At 54.6% G+C, this 22,885-nt stretch carries 22 protein-coding genes and 1 pseudogene; 13 read left to right on the plus strand and 10 right to left on the minus strand.

Annotated features, from left to right (window positions below):
- Window positions 1–25 precede the first annotated feature (25 nt).
- On the minus strand, window positions 26–313 hold the full coding sequence (locus ABRZ28_RS07165; protein ID WP_319602346.1) for a putative hemolysin: 288 nt from the start codon (window positions 311–313) through the stop codon (window positions 26–28).
- A gap of 112 nt (window positions 314–425) precedes the next feature.
- Entirely contained in the window at window positions 426–1,604 is a 1,179-nt protein-coding gene (locus ABRZ28_RS07170) for an MFS transporter (RefSeq protein WP_319602345.1), read from the minus strand.
- A gap of 103 nt (window positions 1,605–1,707) precedes the next feature.
- Between ABRZ28_RS07170 and ABRZ28_RS07175 the strand changes: the two genes are divergently transcribed.
- The 3 genes and pseudogenes from ABRZ28_RS07175 (at window position 1,708) to ttcA (ending at window position 3,606) form a co-directional block, all read left to right on the plus strand.
- Window positions 1,708–2,532, plus strand: a complete 825-nt coding sequence (locus ABRZ28_RS07175) for a helix-turn-helix transcriptional regulator (protein WP_330519856.1) — start codon at window positions 1,708–1,710, stop codon at window positions 2,530–2,532.
- A 14-nt stretch (window positions 2,533–2,546) separates the two neighbouring features.
- Window positions 2,547–2,618 (plus strand): annotated as a pseudogene (locus tag ABRZ28_RS07180) (hypothetical protein); the annotation flags it as partial.
- Between the two features lie 52 nt (window positions 2,619–2,670).
- Entirely contained in the window at window positions 2,671–3,606 is a 936-nt protein-coding gene (ttcA, locus tag ABRZ28_RS07185) for a tRNA 2-thiocytidine(32) synthetase TtcA (protein ID WP_330519857.1), read from the plus strand.
- Between the two features lie 66 nt (window positions 3,607–3,672).
- On the opposite strand, the gene ABRZ28_RS07190 is transcribed toward ttcA, so the two are convergent.
- From ABRZ28_RS07190 to ABRZ28_RS07200, 3 genes are all read right to left on the minus strand, one after another.
- Complete coding sequence (locus ABRZ28_RS07190; RefSeq protein WP_319602342.1) at window positions 3,673–3,816, minus strand: hypothetical protein; 144 nt, start codon at window positions 3,814–3,816, stop codon at window positions 3,673–3,675.
- 389 nt (window positions 3,817–4,205) lie between these two features.
- A complete protein-coding gene (gene zntB / locus ABRZ28_RS07195; protein ID WP_319602341.1) occupies window positions 4,206–5,189 on the minus strand; it encodes a zinc transporter ZntB in 984 nt (327 codons plus the stop codon).
- 163 nt (window positions 5,190–5,352) lie between these two features.
- Window positions 5,353–6,966, minus strand: a complete 1,614-nt coding sequence (locus ABRZ28_RS07200) for a peptide ABC transporter substrate-binding protein (protein WP_330519858.1) — start codon at window positions 6,964–6,966, stop codon at window positions 5,353–5,355.
- A 175-nt stretch (window positions 6,967–7,141) separates the two neighbouring features.
- Between ABRZ28_RS07200 and mpaA the strand changes: the two genes are divergently transcribed.
- Complete coding sequence (gene mpaA / locus ABRZ28_RS07205) at window positions 7,142–7,891, plus strand: murein tripeptide amidase MpaA (RefSeq protein ID WP_330519859.1); 750 nt, start codon at window positions 7,142–7,144, stop codon at window positions 7,889–7,891.
- 37 nt (window positions 7,892–7,928) lie between these two features.
- The gene (gene tpx / locus ABRZ28_RS07210; protein WP_319602338.1) at window positions 7,929–8,432 is read left to right on the plus strand and encodes a thiol peroxidase; all 504 of its coding nucleotides are present in this window, start codon (window positions 7,929–7,931) and stop codon (window positions 8,430–8,432) included.
- 99 nt (window positions 8,433–8,531) lie between these two features.
- On the opposite strand, the gene ABRZ28_RS07215 is transcribed toward tpx, so the two are convergent.
- On the minus strand, window positions 8,532–9,977 hold the full coding sequence (locus ABRZ28_RS07215) for an MFS transporter (protein WP_330519860.1): 1,446 nt from the start codon (window positions 9,975–9,977) through the stop codon (window positions 8,532–8,534).
- 133 nt (window positions 9,978–10,110) lie between these two features.
- Here ABRZ28_RS07215 and ABRZ28_RS07220 point away from each other — a divergent pair, with 133 nt between their 5' ends.
- Window positions 10,111–10,989 (plus strand): helix-turn-helix transcriptional regulator, encoded by an 879-nt coding sequence (locus ABRZ28_RS07220; RefSeq protein WP_330519861.1) that lies wholly within the window; start codon window positions 10,111–10,113, stop codon window positions 10,987–10,989.
- Window positions 10,990–11,042: 53 nt separating this feature from the next.
- Window positions 11,043–11,594 carry a GNAT family N-acetyltransferase gene (locus ABRZ28_RS07225; RefSeq protein WP_330519862.1) on the plus strand — a complete coding sequence of 184 codons (552 nt, stop codon included), beginning with the start codon at window positions 11,043–11,045 and terminating at the stop codon, window positions 11,592–11,594.
- A gap of 93 nt (window positions 11,595–11,687) precedes the next feature.
- Here ABRZ28_RS07225 and tyrR read toward each other — a convergent pair whose 3' ends face one another.
- The 4 genes from tyrR to ABRZ28_RS07245 all read right to left on the minus strand — a co-directional run bounded on the left by tyrR (window position 11,688) and on the right by ABRZ28_RS07245 (window position 17,810).
- Entirely contained in the window at window positions 11,688–13,265 is a 1,578-nt protein-coding gene (gene tyrR, locus ABRZ28_RS07230) for a transcriptional regulator TyrR (RefSeq protein WP_319602334.1), read from the minus strand.
- 156 nt (window positions 13,266–13,421) lie between these two features.
- On the minus strand, window positions 13,422–14,612 hold the full coding sequence (locus ABRZ28_RS07235) for a glycoside hydrolase family 88 protein (RefSeq protein ID WP_319602333.1): 1,191 nt from the start codon (window positions 14,610–14,612) through the stop codon (window positions 13,422–13,424).
- Between the two features lie 35 nt (window positions 14,613–14,647).
- A complete protein-coding gene (locus ABRZ28_RS07240; RefSeq protein WP_319602915.1) occupies window positions 14,648–15,931 on the minus strand; it encodes an oligosaccharide MFS transporter in 1,284 nt (427 codons plus the stop codon).
- A gap of 46 nt (window positions 15,932–15,977) precedes the next feature.
- On the minus strand, window positions 15,978–17,810 hold the full coding sequence (locus ABRZ28_RS07245) for a DUF2264 domain-containing protein (protein WP_330519863.1): 1,833 nt from the start codon (window positions 17,808–17,810) through the stop codon (window positions 15,978–15,980).
- A gap of 256 nt (window positions 17,811–18,066) precedes the next feature.
- On the opposite strand from ABRZ28_RS07245, the gene ABRZ28_RS07250 reads away from it, so the two are divergent.
- From ABRZ28_RS07250 to ABRZ28_RS07275, 6 genes are all read left to right on the plus strand, one after another.
- Entirely contained in the window at window positions 18,067–18,942 is an 876-nt protein-coding gene (locus ABRZ28_RS07250) for a helix-turn-helix domain-containing protein (RefSeq protein WP_319602331.1), read from the plus strand.
- A 310-nt stretch (window positions 18,943–19,252) separates the two neighbouring features.
- Window positions 19,253–19,837 carry a CD3073 family putative ECF transporter S component gene (locus ABRZ28_RS07255; RefSeq protein ID WP_319602330.1) on the plus strand — a complete coding sequence of 195 codons (585 nt, stop codon included), beginning with the start codon at window positions 19,253–19,255 and terminating at the stop codon, window positions 19,835–19,837.
- The gene (locus ABRZ28_RS07260; RefSeq protein ID WP_330519864.1) at window positions 19,824–20,366 is read left to right on the plus strand and encodes a CD3072 family TudS-related putative desulfidase; all 543 of its coding nucleotides are present in this window, start codon (window positions 19,824–19,826) and stop codon (window positions 20,364–20,366) included. Before ABRZ28_RS07255 ends, ABRZ28_RS07260 begins: the two co-directional genes overlap by 14 nt.
- Entirely contained in the window at window positions 20,363–21,169 is an 807-nt protein-coding gene (locus tag ABRZ28_RS07265) for an ATP-binding cassette domain-containing protein (RefSeq protein WP_330519865.1), read from the plus strand. The genes ABRZ28_RS07260 and ABRZ28_RS07265 overlap by 4 nt, the downstream gene beginning before the upstream one ends.
- Window positions 21,166–22,053 (plus strand): ATP-binding cassette domain-containing protein, encoded by an 888-nt coding sequence (locus ABRZ28_RS07270; RefSeq protein WP_330519866.1) that lies wholly within the window; start codon window positions 21,166–21,168, stop codon window positions 22,051–22,053. Before ABRZ28_RS07265 ends, ABRZ28_RS07270 begins: the two co-directional genes overlap by 4 nt.
- On the plus strand, window positions 22,053–22,847 hold the full coding sequence (locus ABRZ28_RS07275) for an energy-coupling factor transporter transmembrane component T family protein (RefSeq protein ID WP_319602326.1): 795 nt from the start codon (window positions 22,053–22,055) through the stop codon (window positions 22,845–22,847). Before ABRZ28_RS07270 ends, ABRZ28_RS07275 begins: the two co-directional genes overlap by 1 nt.
- The last annotated feature ends 38 nt before the right edge of the window (window positions 22,848–22,885 follow it).

Here is a 22,885-nt window from a genome sequence, read left to right on the forward strand (position 1 = left end):
CGGCGGCCTGGCGCTTTCGCAGGGATCAACCGGCGGGACAGGTACCGTTGATTAATGACCGCTCATCGCAACGTTTGCCATTGGCCAACTGGCAGGTTCCCACGCTGGCGCCGTTTAACTGCCTGGATAGCGCCATCGTGCCGCCCATTAATGAACAACTCGCATCCGCAGGCGAATCGCTTTTCAGCGACAGGGTGGCGTCGTTATTATTCAATGTAGAATGATGCGGCGTGACGGCGGTGGTTTCTTCACTATTGCTGCAACCAGCCAATACCAGGACAGCGGCAGTGAATAACCAGTGATAATATTTCATTCTCTGGCTCCGGATCGTTTTATTGTGTGAAGCGATTAATGGCTTTGACCCACCCTATTTATCACACCTTATTTCACTGTCACACCGATAAATGCGAGAATACGGTAAAAGATCAATAAAGCGCGTCGGGCGCCGATTTTTTTCTGATGCCAATCTGAATCAGCATGCCGATAAACGCCAATCCCGCCGCTATAATCGGCAACAGGAACACGTCCAGATTAAAGGATAATATCAGACCGCCGGCCGACGCCCCGACCGCGCTGCCGAGATAAAGCGCGGATTCATTCAGCGCCACGGCCAAATTGCCGTCGCCGGTGTTTTCTCTGACGCGAATAAGTTCATGATTTTGCGGAACCTGCAATGCCCACCCTACCATGCCCCAAAGCGTCACGGGAATAATCATCAGCCACAGGCTCCACTGCATCACGATGGGCATTGCAAACAGCGAAAGCGTTAAGATTCCCATGATGGCCAGAGTCAGCGTTGGCCCGCCTATTCGATTGGTCAGCGCGCCAATAAGAACGCTTCCCAGGATGCCGCCGACGCCCCATAGCCAGAGCCACGGAACGACCGAGCGCACATCAGGATAGGACATCATGAACGGCGCCATAAAGGTATACATTCCCAGGCTGGCGATCGCGGCCAGAAAAGACACCAGTAAAATCGCCGACACGTTGCGATCGCGTAAAATCGACAATTTCCGGCTGATGGATACCTCTGCGGTCGCAGGAAAAACCGGTGGCAGTTTGCGCCAAAGCCCGATCAACGTTATCAAGCCTAATCCGGCAATCAGCCACAGCGCAGATTGCCATCCGGCCCTGTTCGCCACGATCAAACTTAACGGCACGCCCAGCACTGTGCCACTTGCCATTCCGCCCATCAGAATCGCAATCGATTTACCGCGCGCATTAGCACCGGAAAGCGCGGCTGCGGTTGCAATGCCGGTCGCAAGGTAGACGCCGGCGCCGATACCGGCCAGCGCGCGAAATATCAGTAACATCGTCATATTGGCGGCCAGCGCGCTCGCCGCATTCGCGCAGACAAATAACGCCAGCGACCACAGCAGCCCTTCTCGTTGTCTGCCCGCCGGGAGAATGGCGACCACTAATGGCGAACCTAATCCATAAGCCAGCGTAAATGCAGTAACCAACTGGGCGGCAATGGCTACAGGAATTGAAAAACTTTGCCCAATCAACGGGATTAGTCCGGCCGTTACATACGACGCCATACCCAGCGCGAACGCTCCCAGCGAAATGAAGTAAACCAGCGTTTGATGGTTTTTTTGCTGCATAATTCTCTCCGAATATAGATTCGCCAATAACGTAGACGCTATATTCCGCGAACGCTTATAGGGTTACAATTTAAGCAATTATGCTATTACTAAAGGTAATACGATGGCGGCACCACGTACCCGCGCCGATTTGGCAGAATTCTTGCGCAAACACAGAGAACGCATTTCCCCACTTGATGTCGGGCTGCCGACGAGCGCTCGTCGTCGAACGCCGGGATTACGACGGGAAGAAGTCGCGGCATTGGCGGGCGTCGGATTGACATGGTACACATGGCTGGAACAAGGCCGCGACATTGGCGCTTCCGGTTATTTTCTGGACCGCCTGGCGACTATTTTTAAACTGGATGCCGCAGAGCGTCGCCATTTGTACCTGCTCGCCCATCAGCGCCCGCCGGCCGAAAATGGTAAAACGGTTTGCGAGGTTCCCCCGTTGGTACATCGTCTGATTGCCGATTTACCCCTCCGTTTGGTGTATGTACTCAATCTGCGCTGGGATGTGCTGACATGGAACCACGCCGCGGACCGCGTTTTTCATTTTTCATCTCAACCCGCGGAGCAGCGAAATCTACTGTGGATGCTGTACATCAATCCGGAGACGCAAAGGCTGTTTTATCCCTGGGAGCAGCAGGCGCCGCTTATTTTAGCCAGTTTCAAACGCGACTTCGCCCGCGCGCCGGCAGCGCATGACATTCATGAATTGGTTAAAAATCTTGAGAAGATCTCACCTGATTTTAAGCGTGACTGGCACCAGCAGGACGTTCAGGGGTCATGTACCGGAGCGCGCGCCTTGATGATCGAGGATATTGGCGAGATCGTCTTTGAGCACACAACGCTCACCATTGACGAAGAACGGCACCTGCGGCTGGTCTATTACGCCGCCGAAAAAACAGCCGATGCGGTTTTTGATGCATGGCTGATGAACAGCTAACCGCCGCGCCAAAAGTAAAACGATCTGGCATTCGTCGTCGTAATCCGTACCATACACGCCATACTTATGCATGTTGGTTAAAAACCTGCACGACAACTATCGACCCAGTGGCGCACCGGCCAAAACGAGCACGTAAAAATGGAAGAACAGCAGCAAGTTAACAAAAAGCAGCAGTACAATTTGAATAAACTTCAAAAGCGTCTGCGTCGTAACGTGGGTGAGGCTATCGCCGATTTCAACATGATTGAAGAAGGCGACCGCATTATGGTTTGCCTGTCGGGCGGTAAGGACAGTTTTACCATGTTGGAGATTCTGCGGAACCTGCAACAAAGCGCGCCGGTCGACTTTTCACTGGTTGCCGTCAATCTTGACCAGAAGCAGCCCGGTTTTCCTGAACATGTCTTACCGCAGTATCTTGACGGCATCGGCATTGAATACCAGATCGTCGAAGAGAACACCTACGGCATTGTTAAAGAGAAAATTCCGGCGGGCAAAACCACCTGTTCGCTGTGCTCACGCCTGCGTCGCGGCATTTTGTACCGCACGGCGACCGAACTGGGGGCCACCAAAATCGCACTCGGCCACCACCGTGACGACATACTGCAAACGCTGTTTCTGAACATGTTCTACGGCGGGAAATTGAAAGGTATGCCGCCCAAGCTGATGAGCGACGACGGCAAACATGTGGTTATTCGTCCGCTGGCCTATTGCCGTGAAAAGGATATCGAGCGTTTTGCCGAAGCGCGCCAGTATCCGATTATCCCCTGTAATCTTTGCGGCTCGCAGCCCAATTTACAGCGCCAGGTAATCAAAGACATGCTGCGCGATTGGGATAAACGCTATCCCGGTCGTATCGAAACCATGTTCAGCGCGATGCAAAATGTGGTGCCTTCCCACCTTGCCGATCACGCGCTGTTTGATTTCAAAAGCATCCATCACGGCGGCGAAGTCATTGACGGCGGCGACCTGGCCTTTGACCGTGAAGAGCTCCCCCTGCAACCGGCGGGCTGGCAACCCGATGACGACGACGAAGCGGCGGCGCCGACCCGGCTCGACGTGCTGGAAATCAAATAGCCTTGAGCAAACCGACCGGTTGCCTGCGCGCGGAATGCCGGCGCAGGCCCGGGAATAACGCGTTGATCAGCGGTGCGGCGGCGGGTCGAGAATCGGTTTAGGTTCGGGATCCGGGATCGGCGGCGGCTTAGGCAATGGATCCGGGATAGGGATCGGGTCGGTGGGGATCGTATCAACAAGCGGATATTCAGCCGCGCTCTGAATAGACATACCTCTCTCCTCGGCGTTGGATGAAATGACGTCAAATTCCGCTACTGCAATCTCGGTCAGACTGGCTTAGCGGATCCGGCGCTTACCCATTAAGCATAGAAGCTGTGCGGAAAATCGCCAAAACGCGGCGACTGGGGGGAAATTGGCACGTAAAAAAATGCCGACGAAATCGTCGGCATGGTGTGAATCAATTGTGCTATGCAGTAATTCAAAAAAGGAAGTAAGACAATATGGAGCGCAACGCCCATCGCTTGACGTTGCATTCACCTGCGGGAATGATAGTGCCGTACAATAGCGCGAAAAATGTTGATATCGCTCAATATAGACGGCTTTTTTTCAATTCCCGCAGGACATCTGTGAGGGATTACACAATAACGCTTATCCTATTCTCATAACCATTTACTACGTTTTAACCACCAGGCAACGCCCACGACTAATCCTACCAACATCAGACAAAATACGCCGAATCCAAACGGGGAACTGCTGCCTGGCATTCCGCCCAAATTGACGCCGAATAAGCCGGTTAAAAAGGTCGTGGGTAAAAAAACCATCGCCATAAGCGACATGGTATAGGTTCGCCGGTTCATGGCGTCGGTCATCAGCGTGGTGATTTCATCCGATAACACGGTGGTGCGCGCAATGCTGGCATCCAGATCTTCCAACCCGCGGCCCAATCTGTCGGAGATTTCCTGCATTCTGCGACGATCGTCATCCTGTATCCAGGGGAATTTCTCCACGGAAAGACGAGAAAAAACATCGCGCTGCGGCGTCATATAACGCCGTAATACGATTAATTGTTTGCGGATCAGCGCCAGTTCGCCCTGCTGCGGCGTTTTCTGCTCCAGCAGATCTTCCTCAAGCACGATGATGCTTTCATGCAAATCATCGATAAAATCGCTGGCGTGGTCGGTCAGCGCCTCCGCAATGGAAACCAGCCAGCTTCCGCTATCGGTCGGACCATGTCCTGCATGCAAATCCTCCAGCACTTCATCGATAGCCGAGAGTTTGCGTCTGCGGGTAGAAATGATCAGCGTATCGGTAATAAAAATTCGCAGGGCGACCAGTTGGTCCGGCCGCGCGTTTTCATTGCGGTTGATACTGCGCAACGTAATCATCGTCCCCTCGCCCAGACGCGTCACTCTGGGCCGAACGCTCTCGCCCAACAGCGCATCGCGCACGCTGTCCGGCACCAGGCTGGTTTCAGTCAGCCAGTTCGCGCTATCCGGTTTCGTCGAATCAAGGTGCAACCAGCAAGGCGTGGCGCTGGTCACGACCTCATCATGGCCTATCGGGACGATCCCGCCTTTGCCGTTTAACTGATAGGCGTAAACGGCACCGGTATTTTGCAGTTCTTTTCCTTCAAAGGGTTCCACATTCGCCTCCGGTGAGGATCCATACATCTTGTCCGTTATTTTCTCGCTGATTCACAGTAATACGCGCCTCGGATCTCTCCTCCGGCACCAAACCGAAAAAGCGCAGTTCCCACCTCATCCCCCATCAGGGAACGAAGCGGAGAGACGGGGCAAGGCGTTTATTTCAGTGCTTGATGATATAAAGCGTGTGGCTGTACGCCACATCTTCAGGGTTGGCGATGGGATAACCTTTAACCCAGGGCTTAATCAAACGTCCGTTGGTGTATTGATAGATCGGCGCAATCGGCGCCTCTTCCATCAGAATTTGTTCGGCCCGGTTGTAATCATCATTCAACGCCTGCGCATTGGTTTGATTGCTCGTTTCTTCCAGCAAGCGGTCATAATCGGCGCTTTTGAATCGGGACAGATTGCCGCTGTGCTGCGAGGTAAGTAGCGACAAAAAAGTGGAGGCCTCATTGTAGTCCCCGACCCATGACGCGCGCACTACGTCAAAATTACCGCTGTTGCGGCTATCAATATATGTCTGCCACTCCTGATTCGCTAATTTTACCTCGACGCCCAATTTAGCTTTCCACATTGACGCCACGGCGACAGCGATCTTCTGGTGGCTTTCCGATGAATTATACAACAGCGAGAGTTTCAGCGGTTTACCGGGGCCGTAGCCGGCGGCGGCCATCAGCGCCTTGGCCTGCGCATCCAGTTCCGCCTGAGAATATTGTTGCAACAGGCTCTTTGTCGGCTTGAAACCGGCGGTCACGTCGGGCGTTAAGTGATAGGCGGGTTTTTCACCGGTTCCCAATACCTTTTCCGCAATGATTTTGCGATCGATCGTATAGGAAAGCGCTTTGCGCACGCGCACGTCGCTTGTGGGCGCGCGCTGGGTATTAAAGGCGTAGTAATAGGTTCCCAGTTGCTCCGGCGTATAGACCTGACCAGGCAAATCCTTCAACAGCTTCCGATACTGATTCTTGGGGAACGACTCGGTAATGTCGATATCGCCGGCCAAATAGCGTTTGGTCGCATTCGACTCCTGATTAATCGGCACGAAAGTGACCTTGGTTAATTGGGTGTTGGCGTGATCCCAATAATACGCATTCGGCGCCAGCACCAGTTTTTCGTTGACGACCCGCTCCTGTAATTTGAATGCGCCGTTGCCCACCAGATTACCGGGCTTCGTCCAATCGCGGCCGTATTTTTCTATCGTCGCCTGATGAACCGGGAACAGGCTGAAATTGGCCGTCAGACTGACAAAATAAGGCACCGGTCTGCTGAGCTGTACTTTCAGCGTATGGTCGTCAATCGCCGTCACGCCCAGTTGTTCGGCCGGTAGTTTGCCATCGATGATCTGGCCGGCGTTCGTTATTCCGGCCAAACGCGCAAACCAGGCGAACGTCGACGAATTCTCAGGCGCGACCAAACGCCGCCAGCTATAGACAAAATCCTGCGCCGTCACCGGATCGCCGTTAGACCAGCGCGCATCATTACGTAAGGTAAAGATAAAGGTGCGGTTATCGCTGGTTTGCCAACGTTGAGCGACGCCCGGAATAATATTGCCGTGCTCATCCTGATTGACCAGCCCCTCAAACAGATCGCGCGCGACCTGCGCTTCCGGCAGACCTACCGCTTTTATCGGATCCAGCGATGCGGGCTCATCCTTAATGTGACGAACTATTTCCTGTTTTTCGGACAACTGGGTGCCAGCCGGAACCTGCGCCGCGCCGGCGTTCGCGGCGGCCGCCAACAGCGCGGCATATAATGCAGAATGAGCAAATCGCATAATAATTTATCTCGGAGAATGATGAGGTTACTAAATAATATAATAGTCAGAAAACCCGCATAGCGGCCAGCGCTAACCATGCATATCGCCGTATTCGGCGAAATCCGCGGCATAGATGCTATTTTCAATCTCAGCCGTTATGATGAGAGGGTTGCAGACATCAATAGGCGGAGATATGGCCAATAACACTATCGCCCTGCGTGCTCGCCATTTGCGCGGCAATCTTCTTTCGCTGGGAGAGCCTTATGGGAAATCGCTGCTGGGCGCGCCGCTACTCTATTTTCCGGCCGAATTGCCGCAGCGCGACAGCGGACTGATAATCGCGGGAACGCACGGGGAAGAAACGGCATCCATCATCACGCTGTCTTGTGCGTTGCGCACCCTGTTGCCGGGGCAGCGTAAACATCATGTGGTGCTCGCGGTTAACCCCGATGGCTGTCAGTTGGGCTTACGATCCAATGCCAACGGCGTCGATCTGAATCGCAATTTCCCCGCCGGCAACTGGCGGCCGGGTGATACCGTATATCGCTGGAATAGCGACGCCGACCAACGGGATGTGACGTTATCCGCCGGGCAAACGCCGGCTTCCGAACCGGAAACAAAGGCGCTTTGCGACCTGATTGAGAAACTTAATCCCGCCTGGGTTGTCTCTTTTCATGAGCCTCTCGCGTGTATTGATGATCCGAACCTTTCGCCTTTGGGGCAGTGGCTGGCGCGGCAGTTCGACTTGCCGTTGGTTCGCGACGTCGGTTACGACACGCCCGGCTCTTTCGGCAGTTGGTGCGCCGATCGGCGGCTGCCCTGTGTTACCGCGGAGCTGCCGCCGATATCGTCGGATGCCGCCAGCGAATGTTACCTCAATGCAATGGTCACATTGTTATGTCATAATTTTGATACCAATGTTGCCGACGTTACCTTAAACTGAGCAGCATGTTAACCACCTGTAATTAGAGGACGCATACATGTCACAGAACGTACATTTTCAAGGCAATCCAGTGCCGCTGGCCGGCACTTTCCCGAAAAAAGGCGACAAAGCCCAAGCCTTCACACTGGTTGCCAAAGACCTGTCAGACGTCTCTCTCAGCAGCTATGCTGGCAAACGTAAAATCCTGAATATCTTCCCTAGCATCGACACCGGCGTTTGCGCCGCGTCCGTGCGCAAATTCAACCAGTTGGCCTCGGAATTGGATAACACGGTCGTATTGTGCATCTCCGCCGACCTGCCGTTTGCGCAAGCCCGTTTTTGCGGGGCGGAAGGATTGAACAACGTCGTGGTGCTTTCCACGCTGCGTGGCGCTGAGTTCAAAGAAAACTATGGCGTCGCCATTGCCGACGGCGCGCTGAAAGGGTTAACGGCTCGCGCCGTGATCATCCTGGATGAGAGCGACAATGTCATCTATAGCGAGCTGGTGAACGAAATCACCACCGAGCCGGATTATGATAACGCGCTGGCGGCATTGAAATAATCCCGTAAAGCCTCAGCTCTGTTTCCGACCGCTAAAAATCCGCCGGCCGCAAGGCTAGCGGATTTTTTTATGCCGTAGTGCGCCTGAATGCCTAGACGCTTAAAGATTCGTCAGCCTGCACGCCGTTTGCGATAACCGCTGCTCCCGACGCAGCATTAGTACTGCGCCCGCCGCCAAAACCAACATCATGCCCCACTCGACGCCCAGCGAGGCAATCAGCGCCGTCGCATAGTCGCCATGGGTGGCATGCAGCATCTGCGCCAGCACCGTACCTAATATGATCGGCCCCATGCCATACGAGGCCTGCTGCACCGTGGACAACAGCGCGCTGCCGGAACCGGCATGCGAGCGCGGGATATCGGATAAGCCGATACGGAAGAAACTGCTGACGATAAACGCCTGGCCGAAGCCGACCAGCATCGTCGCGGGCAGCAGGCCGAAAATCGTCGGCGTCGGCCACATTATCGCTAACGTCGCCATCAGTATCAGCAAACCACTCATCTGAATAACACAGCCGATAAGCAGCGTGCGGGTTTTCCCCAGCCGTTCCGTCACCCGGCCGCTAAGAAATGACGAGATAAAATAAGCCAGTCCAAGACCGATAAAGCTGTTGCCTGACTGCAACGGCGAAAAACCGGCGCCGGATTGCAATACGTAGGCGACGGTGAACATGAAGCCGCTCCAGCCGGAGAAAAACAGCACCGCGATCCCCAGTCCAAAGCGGACATTGGGCAAACGCAACAGCGTCGGCGGCAGCAACGGCGTCTGCCGCCGCTGTTCCTGCCGGCGCTCCACCCACCACAACAGAGGAAACAGACCGATACTCGCCATCAGTGCGGCGATACAGGGCCACGGCCAGTGCCAGAGCGGCCCTAACGCCAGCGGGAACAACAGACAGGCAATCGCCAATGCCAGTAAAACCGTGCCGGGCAGATCGATGGATACGCGTTTTTCACCCCGGGTATCCGGCACCCACAGCGGCGAGCAGAGCAATATCAGCAAGCAAAAGGGTAAATTCACCAGAAAAACGCTGCGCCAGCCATAGCCGCCGATATCCAGTTTCAGCAGTACGCCGCCCAGCACCTGACCAATAATAAACGCCAACCCGCCGATAGCGCTGTAGATCCCCAGCGTGCGGGCATGTTTCCGCCCTCGCAGGCACACATGAATGGTCGCCAGTATTTGCGGTACGATCAGCGCCGCGCCGATCCCCTGCAACGTTCTTGCCAGCAGCAGCAGCCACACGCTTTGCGCCACCCCGCAGAGTAATGATGCGACGGCAAACACCAGGATACCGAACATAAACACCTGCCGGCGCCCCAGGTTATCGCCCAGACGACCGCCCATCGCCAGCGATACGGCAAAAGCCACCCCATAGACCGACACCACCAGCTCAAGCTCCGCGGGGCTGGCAGACAGGCTTCGCGCCATCGACTCCAACGCCACGTTGACGATGGAAAAATCAATCATCGGCAACAGCTGCCCGATTAATAACACGAACAGGCCGATACGGCCCAGGCCTGGCGCAAGTTGAAGCTGTTTCATTCTTTCGTACCCATTGTATTTCATCGCCATTGTTTTCATCACCCTTGAGCGCTAGCATCACAGGTAAATTAAACGGGTACCAGTTCTTGTTTATCCTGGTATAAATACTACCTGTCTAATCAGGAGAACCTTGATGACGACGACCCTAAGCGAGTCCTCCGCCAACAGCGCGGGCCAGGATAATCGCAAAATTCTGGGCGCCTACTTACGCACGCGCCGCGAAAGCCTTGACCCGGCGCGACTCGGTTTATCGATCCCGCGCAAGCGGCGCACGCCGGGGCTGCGGCGGGAAGATGTCGCGCTATTGGCGGATGTGGGTATTACCTGGTACACCTGGCTGGAACAGGGTCGCCCTATCCGCACCTCCGCCAAGACCATGTCGTCTATCGCCAAAGCGTTGCAGTTCAACGAGGAAGAGACGCGCCATCTGTTTATGCTGGCCAGTCTGCCCTATTCGCCGACGGTGCGCGCCAGTTGTGAAAAACTCACGGAAGACCATCAGTTGCTTCTCGATCGGCTCAATCCCTTTCCCGCCGTGATCGTCAATGCCCGCTTCAGCATTCTGGGGTTCAATGACGCCTGGTGCCGATTGTCGAATATCGATCTGGCCAACATCCCGCCGGAAGATCGCAACTGCATTTATCTGGCGTTCAAAAATGCCGACTGGCAGTCTAAGCTGGTTGATTTACAAGATTTTTTACGCGATATGGTCGCCATGTTTCGAGCCAGGATGGCGGAGCACAGCGGCGATCCCGTGTGGGAAAAACAACTGCAACGCTATCTGGATGAATCTGAAACTTTCCGCCAGTTATGGCATCAGCGCTACGAGATTCAAGGCGTCAACGATAAATTAAAACGTTTCCTGCATCCGCAGTTGGGCATGATTTCGTTGCGACAGATTAACTGGTGGAGCGCGTCGAACAATGGCGATCGTATGCTGGTATATATGCCGAGCGAAGAGCAAGATAAACAGCTACTGGAAAAGTTGTCGCAGCTTGATTTTCCTGCCTGAACGAATGGATCCCCCGGCAGGTTATTTCTTTTTTATCAATGGAGATTAGCTCTATGTTTTCTTTAACCACGCCACGGTTGCTCATCCGTCCTTATACCGCCGATGATATTCCGCATATTGTGAACGCGACGCAGGAATCATTGGCAACCGTGGGCCGTTGGTTGTCCTGGTGCAGCCAGGAGTATGACGCCGCCAAATGCACGCAGTGGGTGATGCAAAGCCAGCGTCATATTCAGGCCGGAACCGCCTTTGACTTCGGCATATTTAATCAGACATCAGGCGAACTGGTCGGCGCTGTCAGCATCAATAATATTCAGCCAATCTATCAGATGGGCAATATCGGCTATTGGGTGCGGCAATCCGCGCAGCGGCAAGGGATCGCGCAGGAAGCGGCGGAAATCATCATTCGCTTCGGTTTCGGCCAACTGGGGCTAACCCGTCTGGAAATTGTGGCGGGAGAACATAACCGCCCCAGTCGCCGCATTGCGGAAAAGGTCGGCGCGCGCTTCGAGGGTATCGCCAGAAACCGGCTTATTGTCGGCGGACGTCCGATCGACGCCGCCATGTACTCTCTGATTCCCGCCGATATCGGCAACAAGGATTAAGTTACAGCGTAACGTCGAAATCCGGCGTGAGGTTTCCTCTTCCGTCGTCATCGCGTCGGGCAAGCCTTTTGCCCGACGCGTTATACCGACGCTCTAGTCGTTTGATTCCTCTTCGTCGCCGGCGGCTTTTCGTCCGCCCAGGCCGTATTCCCGCAGCTTATTGGCAATTGCCGTGTGCGAGACGCCCAGCCGTTTCGCCAGTTTTCGCGTGCTGGGATAGGTTTGGTACAAGCGGATTAACACCGAACGTTCAAAACGCTTGCTGATATCGTCCAGCGATCCCTCCAGGAGTTCCTCGCTTTGCGGGATATCAACCGAAAACGCCGGCAATTCAATATCCCGCATCCGCAGTTCATGGCCTTCCAACTGCGTCAGCGCGCGATAGAGGGTATTTTTTAGCTGACGAATATTACCCGGCCAGCCGTATTGCGGCAGCGCGTGGCGCAAATCGGCGGTCAGTTTTGGCCGCGCAATGCCTTGCTCATCGGCAAAGCGCGCCACGAACAGTTCCGTCAGCGGCATGATGTCGGCCGGACGTTCACGCAACGGGGGCAGCGTCAGGGTCAGCACATTGAGGCGGTAATAGAGGTCTTCACGAAACTCGCCGCGTTGCACCATTTCCAGCAGATTTTTCTTCGTCGCGCAGATGACCCGGACATCGACATGGATTTCGTGATCTTCGCCGACCCGGCGAAACGTCCCGTCATTGAGAAAACGCAGCAGTTTGATCTGCATCTGCGCCGACATCTCGCCGACTTCATCGAGCAGCACCGACCCGCCGTTCGCCTGCTCGAAAAAGCCTTTTTTACCTTCCAGCGCGTTGGGATAGGCGCCCGGCGCGTATCCGTAAAGTTCGCTTTCCATGACGTCATCGGGCAATGCCGCGCAGTTCAACGCCAAAAACGGCTGCTTGCCGCGCGGGCCGCGCAAGTGACAGGCCTGGGCCAGCATGTCTTTACCGGTGCCGGTTTCCCCGACGATGAGCAACGGCGCATCCAGCATCGCCAGCTTACGCGCCTGTTCGACCACCTGGCGCATTTTAGGGCTGACCGCCACGATATGATCAAATGCGCCATCGTCATTGACGGATAAATCCTGTAATTGCCGTCCCATCCGCGCTGCGGATTTCAACATAACCAGCGCGCCGGCCGGCGATTTTTTACCCTCATCGTCTTGCTGATGAATCGGCGTGATTTCCAGCAGGAAATCCTGTCCGTGGATCACCACGCGCTGCGTAACAGACTGGCTACCCTGCTCCTGCCAATCGGTGAAATTATATCCGGCGACCAGGTTTGATATGGTCAGATTGCGCAGCTTTTCCGCCGTACTATCAAACAGACGGACAGCCGCGGGATTAGACAACTCAATCTTACCTTTCATGTCGAGGGATAACACCGCTTCCGGCATTGATTCCAATAGCGCGTTCAACGCCCGGTGTTCACGTTCCGAAGGCATAAAGGCCACGGTGCGAACATCGCTGACGCTTTTAATACGGCGAATTTCCGCCATCAATACACGAAAATCATCAAAATCCGGCGTAGCGAAATTAAGGTAAATCCGGCCGATAGGATCGATTTCTATGCCGCGCAAATCAATATTGCGTGACGCCAGAAGATCCAACAATTCGCGGGTCAGACCAATACGGTCTTCACAAAAAACTTCCAGACGCATCAATGACTACCTTCCTCAACTTATGCGACAGGGCAATAATTACCGATAATACCCTTTCATCCGCTTCGGATGAAGTAAAGTGTCAGCAAAAGTTGACAACCCGGCAAGCAGCGCACGCCCGGTGCGCCGCGTTTCCCAATGCGGTTGAAAAAAACATCACCAATAGGGCTTCCATGGCATGCACAATCGGGTCAGGGCCTCCACATAAAAATAATCTCCCCAGCTACTGCATTCATCCACGCCTTTATTGCTGGCCAGATGATAAACCGAGTGTTTCAGCACGCCGTCGCAGGGATCATGTTCCTGCGCCAGATAATGCCGGTTAAGCGACGTCATAATAAACAGCGCCCACTGTTCATAGACCGCCCGGTCAGGATCGGAAACCGGCAGTTGTTTCACCAATTCCAGCAAACCGCACACCGCGATGGCCGCCGATGAGCTGTCACGCAACGCCTCGGTGCCTAGCAGCGCCAGATCCCAATGACAGACGCCGTCTTCCGGCAAGCGGTTGAGAAAGTAATTGGCGAGACATTTTGCCAGTTCGACCATCTCTTTCTCGCCGGTATAACGATAGCTGAGCAAAAAGCCGTAAATTCCCCACGCCTGCCCGCGCGACCAACAGGAGTCGTCGGCATAGCCTTGCTGTGTATTGCCGAAGCGGGGTTTCCCGGTCGCGGTGTCCATATAGTAGGTATGATAAGTCGAGGCATCCGGCCGTATCAGGTAACGGGCGGCCTGATGGGCATGCGCCGTCGCGGCATCGGCAAAGCGTCTGTCGCCGGTTTGTTCCGAGGCCCAGTACAGGAGAGGAAGATTCATATTGCAGTCGATAATCATCCTTCCCGCCAGTTCGGGATCCTGTAGGTCGCCCCAGGCCTGGATAATCTGCGCCTTAGGGTGAAAACGTTCCAGCAACGCTTCCGCCGCCAGCAGGGAGAATCCGCGCGCTTCACGATCGCCGGTCAGCCGCCAGGCGCTCACGCAGGACAGGGTATACAAAAAGCCGAGATCGTGCGTTTCCGTATCCCGGCGCCCTGCGATCCTGGCGCCGAAAGAGCGGACATGCTTTTCCGCCAGATGACGATATTTTTCATCCCCCGTCATTTCCCATGCCAGCCAGAGTTGCCCCGTCCAGAAACTGGTCGTCCATTCAACATTTTCAGTCAGCGGATAGTAGCCGTCGGCGCCGGTTTCAGCGGGAAAACGCTCGCCGAAGCGCTGCATATTACGGTCGATAATGCCAAGTACCCGCGCGCGTGCGCGATTCAGGTCGTTTTGTAAGGCAGTACGGTCAATCTCCGCGGATGTCGCGGTTTTCAGCGGCTCTTTAGTCACATCAACAGCCATGGGTTTCTCCCCTTTCACGTTGAATAAAATAGAGATTAATGTTTGAGCACCGGAGGCTTATCGATAACCTCATCCTGCTCCGGAAGCACCGCCGGATGACGTCGGCTATGACAGGCGGAAAGCGTGAATGCGGAAATCAGCGTAAAGACCAGCGCAATCGCGCCCATAATGATGTAGGTTCGCTCAAAACCGATGCGGTCGTAGAGGATGCCGGCCGGCGAGGAGATCACCACGTTGCCGACATAAATCATCGCCTGGTAGCCCAGCAGATACATGGTGGAATTGATCCGTTTATCAAAATGCTCGGCAATATATTTGAAGACGGAAACCAGCAGCATGGACTGCTCCAGGCCATAGAGGGGTTTAATGACCGAAATAATCAGGTGGCTGTCGCTTAATCCGGAGGCGATCAGGCGCGCGCCGACCAGTACGCCGACAAACAGCAGCCCTTTCTTGGCGCCGAAGTAATTAACAATAAAAGGGATCACCATATACATCAGAAATTCCAGCCCGGACTGAACGGTGCTGAGATAGCCGAATATGGCGTTCCCCTGCTCTCTGGTGCTGAAAAACGTCACAAAGAAACGTGAGAATTGCTGCTCGGCAATAAACATCATCCAGACGACGCCCGCCACATACAGACAGAAGGCCCAGAATTTACCGGTACGCACCAGCGCCACCACATCGGCAAATACAATTTTTTCCCTGGATAACACGGTAAGCGCCTGTTCGCTGGCGCTATCCACTTTCAGCGTGAGCAGCACCAGCAGCATAATGACGGACGCAATACTGCCGAGGATAAAGTTATAGGCGGGGGAAATATTAAACAGCACGCCGGAGAATGACGCGGCGATGGCCCAGCCGAGCGATCCCCACATCCGCACCTGACCGAATTCCAGACCATTCATCCGGCTGTAGCGATCGGCATAGGACTCACAGGCGGCAACCCCGGCATACCAGGCAAAACTGAGATAGATGGCCCCGACAATAATCCCCAGCATGGTGTGGCTGAGCAGCAGCGGTTGATAAACATACACAAAAAACGGCGCCATCAATGCGGACATCACGACGATGAAATACAGCAAGGCTTTGCTCATGCCGATTTTATCCATGATGTAGCCGTATACCGGTTTTAAGATAACCGAGAAAATGCCATTAACGGCAAACACCGTTCCGATGACGGAACCGCTTAAGCCCGACTTTTCGCCCAGCCAGATGGCTAATAGCCCCACGCTCGCCGACCAGGTAAAAAAATAGAGGAATATAACCGCGCTCATCTTGTAATAACTTGCTTTATTTTCGGCAGTGATCATTTTTATATCCACCTGCAATAGGTTAGTGGTAAACCGACTCGGTCGGCGGCGCTCAGCGAATAGCGATATTTTTTTCCATCGACCTCTGACGCACGGTCAGCGCGGTAGCGGAAATGGCGATTTCCGGCGGCAGCGGCAAGCACGCCTCCTGCCGCGGCTGAGCCGCCACGGCGGCGCATAGCCAGTGAACGCCGGGGCTAAGTTGTGCGGTTAATATCGGGATTGCGGCGCATTCGGCGAACATGATGCTGCTGTTGGGGGGCGTAATAAGCTGGTCTGCGCGGCGTAAAACCGCCTGACTGAGGTCCGCTATCAGGCTAATGCCGTTTTCAGCCTGAATACGGCATTCCCGCGCGCCGGCGTTAATCCGGGTGCGTTGATTGGCCATCACCGCGAAGCCCCCTTCCACCGAATCCAGCGTCCGGGCGGTTTCGATGCGGTGAACCCGAACATGCCAACCCTGACAGGGGATCAGCCAGGTCGAGATGCGTACGTCCGCCCACGGTGACCAGCGGGAGAAGATAAAATCATCATTGGTAATTACCTCGCTGCAATCGCGTCGTCCTCTGAAATAGTCGTCGCCGTCCGCCAATAACAACATGGAATCGCAGGCCGCATGCTTGATGCCGTAACGCCCCCGCTCCACGGTGAAGCCAAAATGACTGGAATACGCGAATTTGGTGTATTTCGCTTCAGTATTGACGTAGTTATTCAATTCAAGCTGGCCGGAAGTGAGCATATAAACATGCGCGGAATGTTCGTCCCGCACCAGAATTTGATCGGCCTCTTTGATCGTTCGCTGAAGATCTAAAGGCGGCAACGGCTGTTCATCGGCCTGCCAGAAAGGATGCGCCTCCGGCAATGCCAGAATAAGGAAAAGCTTAAATGCCCAGTATGGCGATCCGGGCGAATTGTAATCTTCCGCCATCGCCAGATTCGGGTAGGCATAGCCAATGGTGAGAATGCCATCGCGATCAAAAATGGGCTGAGCCATCCACCAGCGCAGGTGGCGCAGGATCAGACCTTTCATTTCGCCGGCAGGCAGTACCGCTAAATCGGCGAAGGCCGCCGCGCTCCAGAACGCGGCTTCGGCAAACCGATAAGTCAGGCTGCGGCCAAAGGGGACGGCCAGACCGTCGGTTGAAAACAGGTAAATAAAATCATCGGCGAAGGTGGCGGCGCGCGATCGTAACATCTTCGCCCGCTCAGGATCGTCGCTGCGCATCAGCGTGGCGTAAATCAAACCGTAGTAATGAAAAGCCATTGAAATATAATAATCTTTTGGCCGTCCAGGCCCATCCGAATACCATCCGTTTCCCAGATAGTAAGCTTCCATTTTGGCGAAACGCATCTCAATCGCCGCTTTATCCCAGGGCATTCCCGCCTGCTTAAACCCCAGTTGCACCATGATGGCAAAATAGTTCCAGTTGCTATCCGGCATTTCTGCCTGGCTGATTTGATTAAGCCAGCGATAAAGATTTAACCGTTCCTGCTCGCTCAGTTGCCCGGTCAGACGATCTTTCATCAGGGATAATCCCAGGCCATAGACGGCCATTTCCACCAGCCGCTGATCGTAAGGTCCGGTTTCGCCCCAATACTCAGGATGTGACGGATCGGTGCCATGACGAATGGCCGTCAGGTATTTTTCCCAGTACGGACAAGGCTCCCCGGAAGACAGTAACGGAAATATGCCCCAGAGAATTCGGGATAATCCTTCCATTTTCGCGATTTCAGGACCGTAATGGGCGCAGGTCCGCCCGAAAAGAATGCCGCTTTCGCCATTGATAAAATAGTTATCAACCGCCGCCAGCATCGAATTTAATGAGTCAATGACGGACTGCCGTTGCGACCGGCAAGCCTGTGCCGCACTATTTTCTTTACGCATAAGAATACCGTTGATTCGTATAGAATCTAAAAAAGGAAATAAATTTTTACGCTACGGAAATAGGATAACCGACGTAAAAAATACCTGTTTTTTTGCGCGATAATGACTAGTCCGAAAAGAGCTTAGCGGCTTTTTTTATCCATCAAATGTTAGCAATGTCACATAACGATATTCTGTCTGATTGACTGTCGGATGGAAAAAACAAATAGTGAATCAATTTAAAATAATTCGACAAAAAACTTCATTATATTGTCCTATGACGCTTTTCAACTCACCTGAACATCTTGAACTGATCTCGCTTTTTGATCGTTACATTTCATTCAGCCGACTTTATGCGAATTCGGTGCGTTATCATCACTGGCATCAGTGTCTGGAAATGCTGTTCGTTGAGGAAGGGTATGGAATTATTATTGTTGATAATCAACAATATACTATGAAGCCGGGGCGGCTTTTCGTTTTCCCGCCGTTTAAGCTGCACAAGGTTATGGTGGAAGATAGCCAGCGCGATCGTTATCGACGAACCATTATCCATCTGGACAATGTCGTGCTATATAACTTTTTGCATGATTTCCCGCAAAAACGTGCGCAGTTGCAGCAGCTCTGTCATTCGGATAGCCGCGCCTCGGTCTACGAACTGGCGGATATCGGCAGCGTACTGGATACCCTGTTCTCCCGCTTTAGCCGCATGGGCGCAGACGGTAATTATTCACTGGAAGAGATTGCCTGCCTGATGTTGCAAATCCTCACACTGTTGCCGTCCCAAGCGGTCAATAAGGACATCATCGACGACAGTATCTCGGCGCAAGTCATGCAATGGATTGAAGAACATTATACGGAAAAATTTAGTCTGGAAACGCTGACAGGCTCTTTAAATTTATCCAGAAGTTATGTTTCCCGGCGTTTTAAACAACAAACCGGAGAAATGATTCATGAATATCTGCTAACCAGAAGAATAAAAGCCGCCAGTGAATTATTACGCCACAGTAATAAATCGATTGACGAAATTTCACATCAGGCCGGCTTTTCCGATAGCCCCTATTTTATTACCTGCTTTAAGAAAATGATCGGCCATACCCCTTTGCAATACCGGAAACATTACGCCGAAAATAATCGTCCAGAGAACGGAAAATAACCGCGTCGGCAAAGTTTCGCCCGCGGCGATACCGACTGAAGCACTTCCTCAATCCCACGGCAACGCCGTGCTCCCATTGCAGGCGAATAACCCTGGTCTGGCTTTATAAAACGACGCATAACCTATGCCGGTTTTTGTATTTGTCAGCCCAACGGGCAATTCATAGAATCGCGCTTAATGTCGTTCAGCCGTTTTTTCCGCGAACGGCGAAATAACAACAACAACCAAACAATGTCGTGCGCCGTTATCGCGCGCGTTATTCCACTGAATATCTTTGTCATCAAGGTCATTCCTACCAGGGGCGTTAAGCATGAATCAAAAAAACCTTGCCATTACTTTCGGCGCGCTGGCCGTCGCGATTAACGTTATCGCCGGCAGCGTCGTCGACCATTTGAAAATTCCTTTCCTGTTTCTTGATACGATCGGCACCATGTTTATCGCCGCGCTATTCGGGCCGCTGTGGGGAGGACTGGTGGGGCTGCTGACCAATCTGGTGCTGGGCGTGACAACCAGCTATACCGCCATTCCTTTTGCGCTGGTCAATATTCTCGTCGGCGTGGTTGTCGGCTACAGCGCGCGGAAAAAAGGTTTTCAACTTTCATCCGCGCTGTTTTCCGGCATTCTGCTCGGCTTCCTATGCCCCGCCGTGGGGACGGTCATCGCCATCGGCCTGTTCGGCGGCCTCACCGGCGGACTGCACGATGTCGCCGTACTGTGGCTGAAACAAGCCGGTTCCAGTTTGTTCACCGCGGCGTTTCTGCCCCGTCTGGCGGAAAACCTGGTGGATAAAATCCTCTCGGCGCTGCTGGTTTATTATGTAGTGAAAAACCTGCCGCCGTCGTTGCTCAGACGTCCCGTCTCACCGGTTAAGGATCAGCCTCGTGCAACGCAGTAGAACGGTGATCGTCACTTCCCACTGCGTCATCAACCAGAATGCCGTGGTGGGCAGTCTGGCGCGCAGCCGCGGTATGATGAAATCGGCCGTGGATTGGATGTATGAACAGGGCTACGGCATTATTCAGCTTCCCTGCCCGGAGTTTACCTTTCTCGGCCCGACGCGCCCGCCGATGACCGTAGAGGGATACGACACCCCCGAGTTCCGGGCTCATAGCCGTAAAATCCTGTCGCCGGTAATTGAGCAACTGAAGGTTTATCAGGATAACGGTTATGCCATCGCCGGCGGGTTGGCGATTGCCGGCAGCCCCTCCTGCGATCCGGGTCAGGGCGTGTTTATGCAGGAGTTCCAGACGCTGATTAGCGAAGCCGGAATACGCCTCGATTTCTTCTGGCAAATTCCGAAAACCGCAGACGGCGTGTTCAATCCGGCCATCGCGGATAGCGTTTACGGGCCGGTCGACCCTCGTTCCCGCCATGCCGGGCAAAGGCTTATCGCCCGTCTGACGCCGCAAGATGAGTCCCTATGATTGACGTTCAAGATGTCGCTTTTCACTATTATGGCGAGCCGCAGGCCGCGCTGTCGCAAACTTCGCTGGCGATTCATCCCGGCGAGTTCGTCGCCTTGCTCGGCCGCAACGGCTCAGGAAAATCGTCGCTGGCCAGGTTACTGAACGGGATCGAACTGCCGACGCAGGGACAGGTGACCGTCGACGGTCATTCCACCGCGGATCGCGAGGCGATCCCCGCCATCCGCCGCGCCGTGCAGATTGTTTTTCAGAACCCGGAAAACCAGCAGGTGGGCATCACCGTGGGCGAGGATATCGCTTTCGGCCTGTCGAATATCGGCTGGCCCCAGCCGGAGATCGCCGGCCGGATTGCCTGGGCTATCCGGCTGACGGGTCTGGATGTGGAGGAGGATCGGCCGGTGTCGCAGCTTTCCGGCGGCGAGAAACAGAAACTGGCTTTGGCCGCCATCCTGGCGCTGGCGCCGCGCTATCTGATTCTGGACGAGGCGACGTCGATGCTCGATCCGGTGGCGAGACGCCAGTTTGTCGCCACGCTGCATGAAGTGAGAAAACAGACGCCTTTTGCGCTGATTTATATCACTCATCATCTTGAGGAAGTGCTGGATGCCGATCGCTGGCTGCTGTTCGAACAGGGACGATTGCTGGCCGACGCGCCGCCGTCGGCGCTGCAAACGCAACTCGCGCTGTTGCAGACCTGCGGGCTGGAACTGCCCTACTATCTCCATCTCGCCGCCTTGCTGCGACAGCGCGGGCTGTCGGCGCCGCCTGATATGAACGAGCGGCAACTGTCGGGGCTATTATGAAAATCACGTTAAACGATGTCGCCTTCGGCTATGGCAAACGGCGCAGAAATAAACCCATGAGCGGCGCTCCCGTACTGGAGCATATTTCGCTGACCATTGCGCAGGGAGAAATGCTGGCGCTGGCCGGTCAGTCCGGATCGGGAAAATCGACATTGTTGCAGTTGCTGAAAGGTTTTATGCCGCCCAGCGCCGGACAGATCCTGCTGGGGGACGTCGATCCCCACGCCGGGCGCCGAATGGAATATTTCGACCGTATCGGGTTTATCTTCCAGTATCCCGAACACCAGTTATTCGCCTCGACGGTGTTCGATGATATCGCCTTTGGATTACGGCATTTGCGCCTTGATGAACAGGTAAAAGCCGAGAAGGTGCGCCAGGCGATGGAAGCCGTCCAACTGGATTACGCCGCGTTCAGTCGACGCAGCCCGTTCGAACTGAGCGGCGGGGAAAAACGCCGGGTGGCTATTGCAGGCGTCGTCGTGCTGGAGCCGGAAGTGCTGATTCTCGATGAGCCCACCGCCGGTTTGGATCTGCAATCGCGCAGCGCGTTGTTTCAATTGCTGCATCGCCTCAATCGGGATGAGAATCTGACGGTGATCTGGGTCAGCCATCAGTTGGAGGAAATAGCCCGGCATGCCGAACGGCTGCTATGCATTAAAAACGGCACGATCCAGGCTGACGGCTCGCCGGACGCGCTGTTCGCCGATCCCCGATTGCGCCGGACTTTCGGCTGGGAGGAGCCGCCCGCGCTGATTGTCGCCCGGATGCTGCGGGAGGCCGGGCATCCGTCGGCGGGCTGGTTGACGCCCGAGCAGGCGGCGGAGGCCATAATCCGGCTGCGCAGCCGCAACGTGCGCCGCGAAAACCTCGTACAGGAGCCGTAATGTCGAACGCCTACAGTTTGCTTTATCAGCAGCAATCCTCCTGGCTGGATCGGCGGGATCCGCGCATGAAGATTATCGCCGTTCTGCTGGCCGGTACGGCGCTGCTGCTCACGCAACATCCGGGAATTAAGACGCTCCAGATCCTGCTGTTGCTCACGCTATGGGGGATCGCCAGACTCCCCTGGAAAATGCTGTTGCTGACGCTGTTGTCTTTGTCGATGTTCTTTGTGTCCACCATGATTTATCAGGCCATGCTGACGCCGCTGCCGGGCGAAGAACTGGTGACATGGGGCGGGATCACGTTTTCCTCGCCGGGCGCGTGGCGCGGCGTGATGATGTGCGAACAGATAGCCGGTATCGTGCTGCTGCTGGCGCTGCTGGTCAGAACAACGGCCCCGGTGCAACTGGCGGAAGGGTTGGAAATATTGCTCGGCGGTCTGAAGAAGTGGCGCTTTCCGGTACACGAGGCGGTGATGATGTTCTCGATCGCCCTACGCTTCCTGCCCGGATTGCTGGAAGAGTTCGATAAAATCCGCAAGGCGCAGCTGGCGCGGGGCGGCGGGTTTCACCGTAAAAATCTGTTTATCCGTTTTCAGGGCGTTTTTCCGATGCTGATGCCCTTGTTTGTCACCTCGATCCTGCGGGCGAAAGATCTGGCCGTCGCCATGGAGTCACGCGGCTATCGGGGCGACGAAGGCCGCACGCCGATAAGAATTTATCGCTTTAATCGCGGCGATTATGCGCTGCTGGCGTGCGCGGCGCTGGAATTGCTGGCGGCGATCGTCTGGCGCTGATCTTTGCCGTCAGCGCTTTTATGATTCACCCCCCAGCG

The sequence above is a fragment of the Brenneria sp. g21c3 genome (genome assembly GCF_040240345.1).
Taxonomy (GTDB): Bacteria; Pseudomonadota; Gammaproteobacteria; order Enterobacterales; family Enterobacteriaceae; genus Brenneria.

What these genes read in the sequence shown, in the direction of transcription:
- ABRZ28_RS07165 (WP_319602346.1), bottom strand. Translation starts at nt 313, where the DNA reads ATGAAATATTATCACTGGTTATTCACTGCCGCTGTCCTGGTATTGGCT.
- ABRZ28_RS07170 (WP_319602345.1), bottom strand. Translation starts at nt 1,604, where the DNA reads ATGCAGCAAAAAAACCATCAAACGCTGGTTTACTTCATTTCGCTGGGA.
- ABRZ28_RS07175 (WP_330519856.1), top strand. Translation starts at nt 1,708, where the DNA reads ATGGCGGCACCACGTACCCGCGCCGATTTGGCAGAATTCTTGCGCAAA.
- ttcA (WP_330519857.1), top strand. Translation starts at nt 2,671, where the DNA reads ATGGAAGAACAGCAGCAAGTTAACAAAAAGCAGCAGTACAATTTGAAT.
- ABRZ28_RS07190 (WP_319602342.1), bottom strand. Translation starts at nt 3,816, where the DNA reads ATGTCTATTCAGAGCGCGGCTGAATATCCGCTTGTTGATACGATCCCC.
- ABRZ28_RS07200 (WP_330519858.1), bottom strand. Translation starts at nt 6,966, where the DNA reads ATGCGATTTGCTCATTCTGCATTATATGCCGCGCTGTTGGCGGCCGCC.
- mpaA (WP_330519859.1), top strand. Translation starts at nt 7,142, where the DNA reads ATGGCCAATAACACTATCGCCCTGCGTGCTCGCCATTTGCGCGGCAAT.
- tpx (WP_319602338.1), top strand. Translation starts at nt 7,929, where the DNA reads ATGTCACAGAACGTACATTTTCAAGGCAATCCAGTGCCGCTGGCCGGC.
- ABRZ28_RS07215 (WP_330519860.1), bottom strand. Translation starts at nt 9,977, where the DNA reads ATGAAACAGCTTCAACTTGCGCCAGGCCTGGGCCGTATCGGCCTGTTC.
- ABRZ28_RS07220 (WP_330519861.1), top strand. Translation starts at nt 10,111, where the DNA reads ATGACGACGACCCTAAGCGAGTCCTCCGCCAACAGCGCGGGCCAGGAT.
- ABRZ28_RS07225 (WP_330519862.1), top strand. Translation starts at nt 11,043, where the DNA reads ATGTTTTCTTTAACCACGCCACGGTTGCTCATCCGTCCTTATACCGCC.
- tyrR (WP_319602334.1), bottom strand. Translation starts at nt 13,265, where the DNA reads ATGCGTCTGGAAGTTTTTTGTGAAGACCGTATTGGTCTGACCCGCGAA.
- ABRZ28_RS07235 (WP_319602333.1), bottom strand. Translation starts at nt 14,612, where the DNA reads ATGGCTGTTGATGTGACTAAAGAGCCGCTGAAAACCGCGACATCCGCG.
- ABRZ28_RS07245 (WP_330519863.1), bottom strand. Translation starts at nt 17,810, where the DNA reads ATGCGTAAAGAAAATAGTGCGGCACAGGCTTGCCGGTCGCAACGGCAG.
- ABRZ28_RS07250 (WP_319602331.1), top strand. Translation starts at nt 18,067, where the DNA reads ATGACGCTTTTCAACTCACCTGAACATCTTGAACTGATCTCGCTTTTT.
- ABRZ28_RS07255 (WP_319602330.1), top strand. Translation starts at nt 19,253, where the DNA reads ATGAATCAAAAAAACCTTGCCATTACTTTCGGCGCGCTGGCCGTCGCG.
- ABRZ28_RS07265 (WP_330519865.1), top strand. Translation starts at nt 20,363, where the DNA reads ATGATTGACGTTCAAGATGTCGCTTTTCACTATTATGGCGAGCCGCAG.
- ABRZ28_RS07270 (WP_330519866.1), top strand. Translation starts at nt 21,166, where the DNA reads ATGAAAATCACGTTAAACGATGTCGCCTTCGGCTATGGCAAACGGCGC.
- ABRZ28_RS07275 (WP_319602326.1), top strand. Translation starts at nt 22,053, where the DNA reads ATGTCGAACGCCTACAGTTTGCTTTATCAGCAGCAATCCTCCTGGCTG.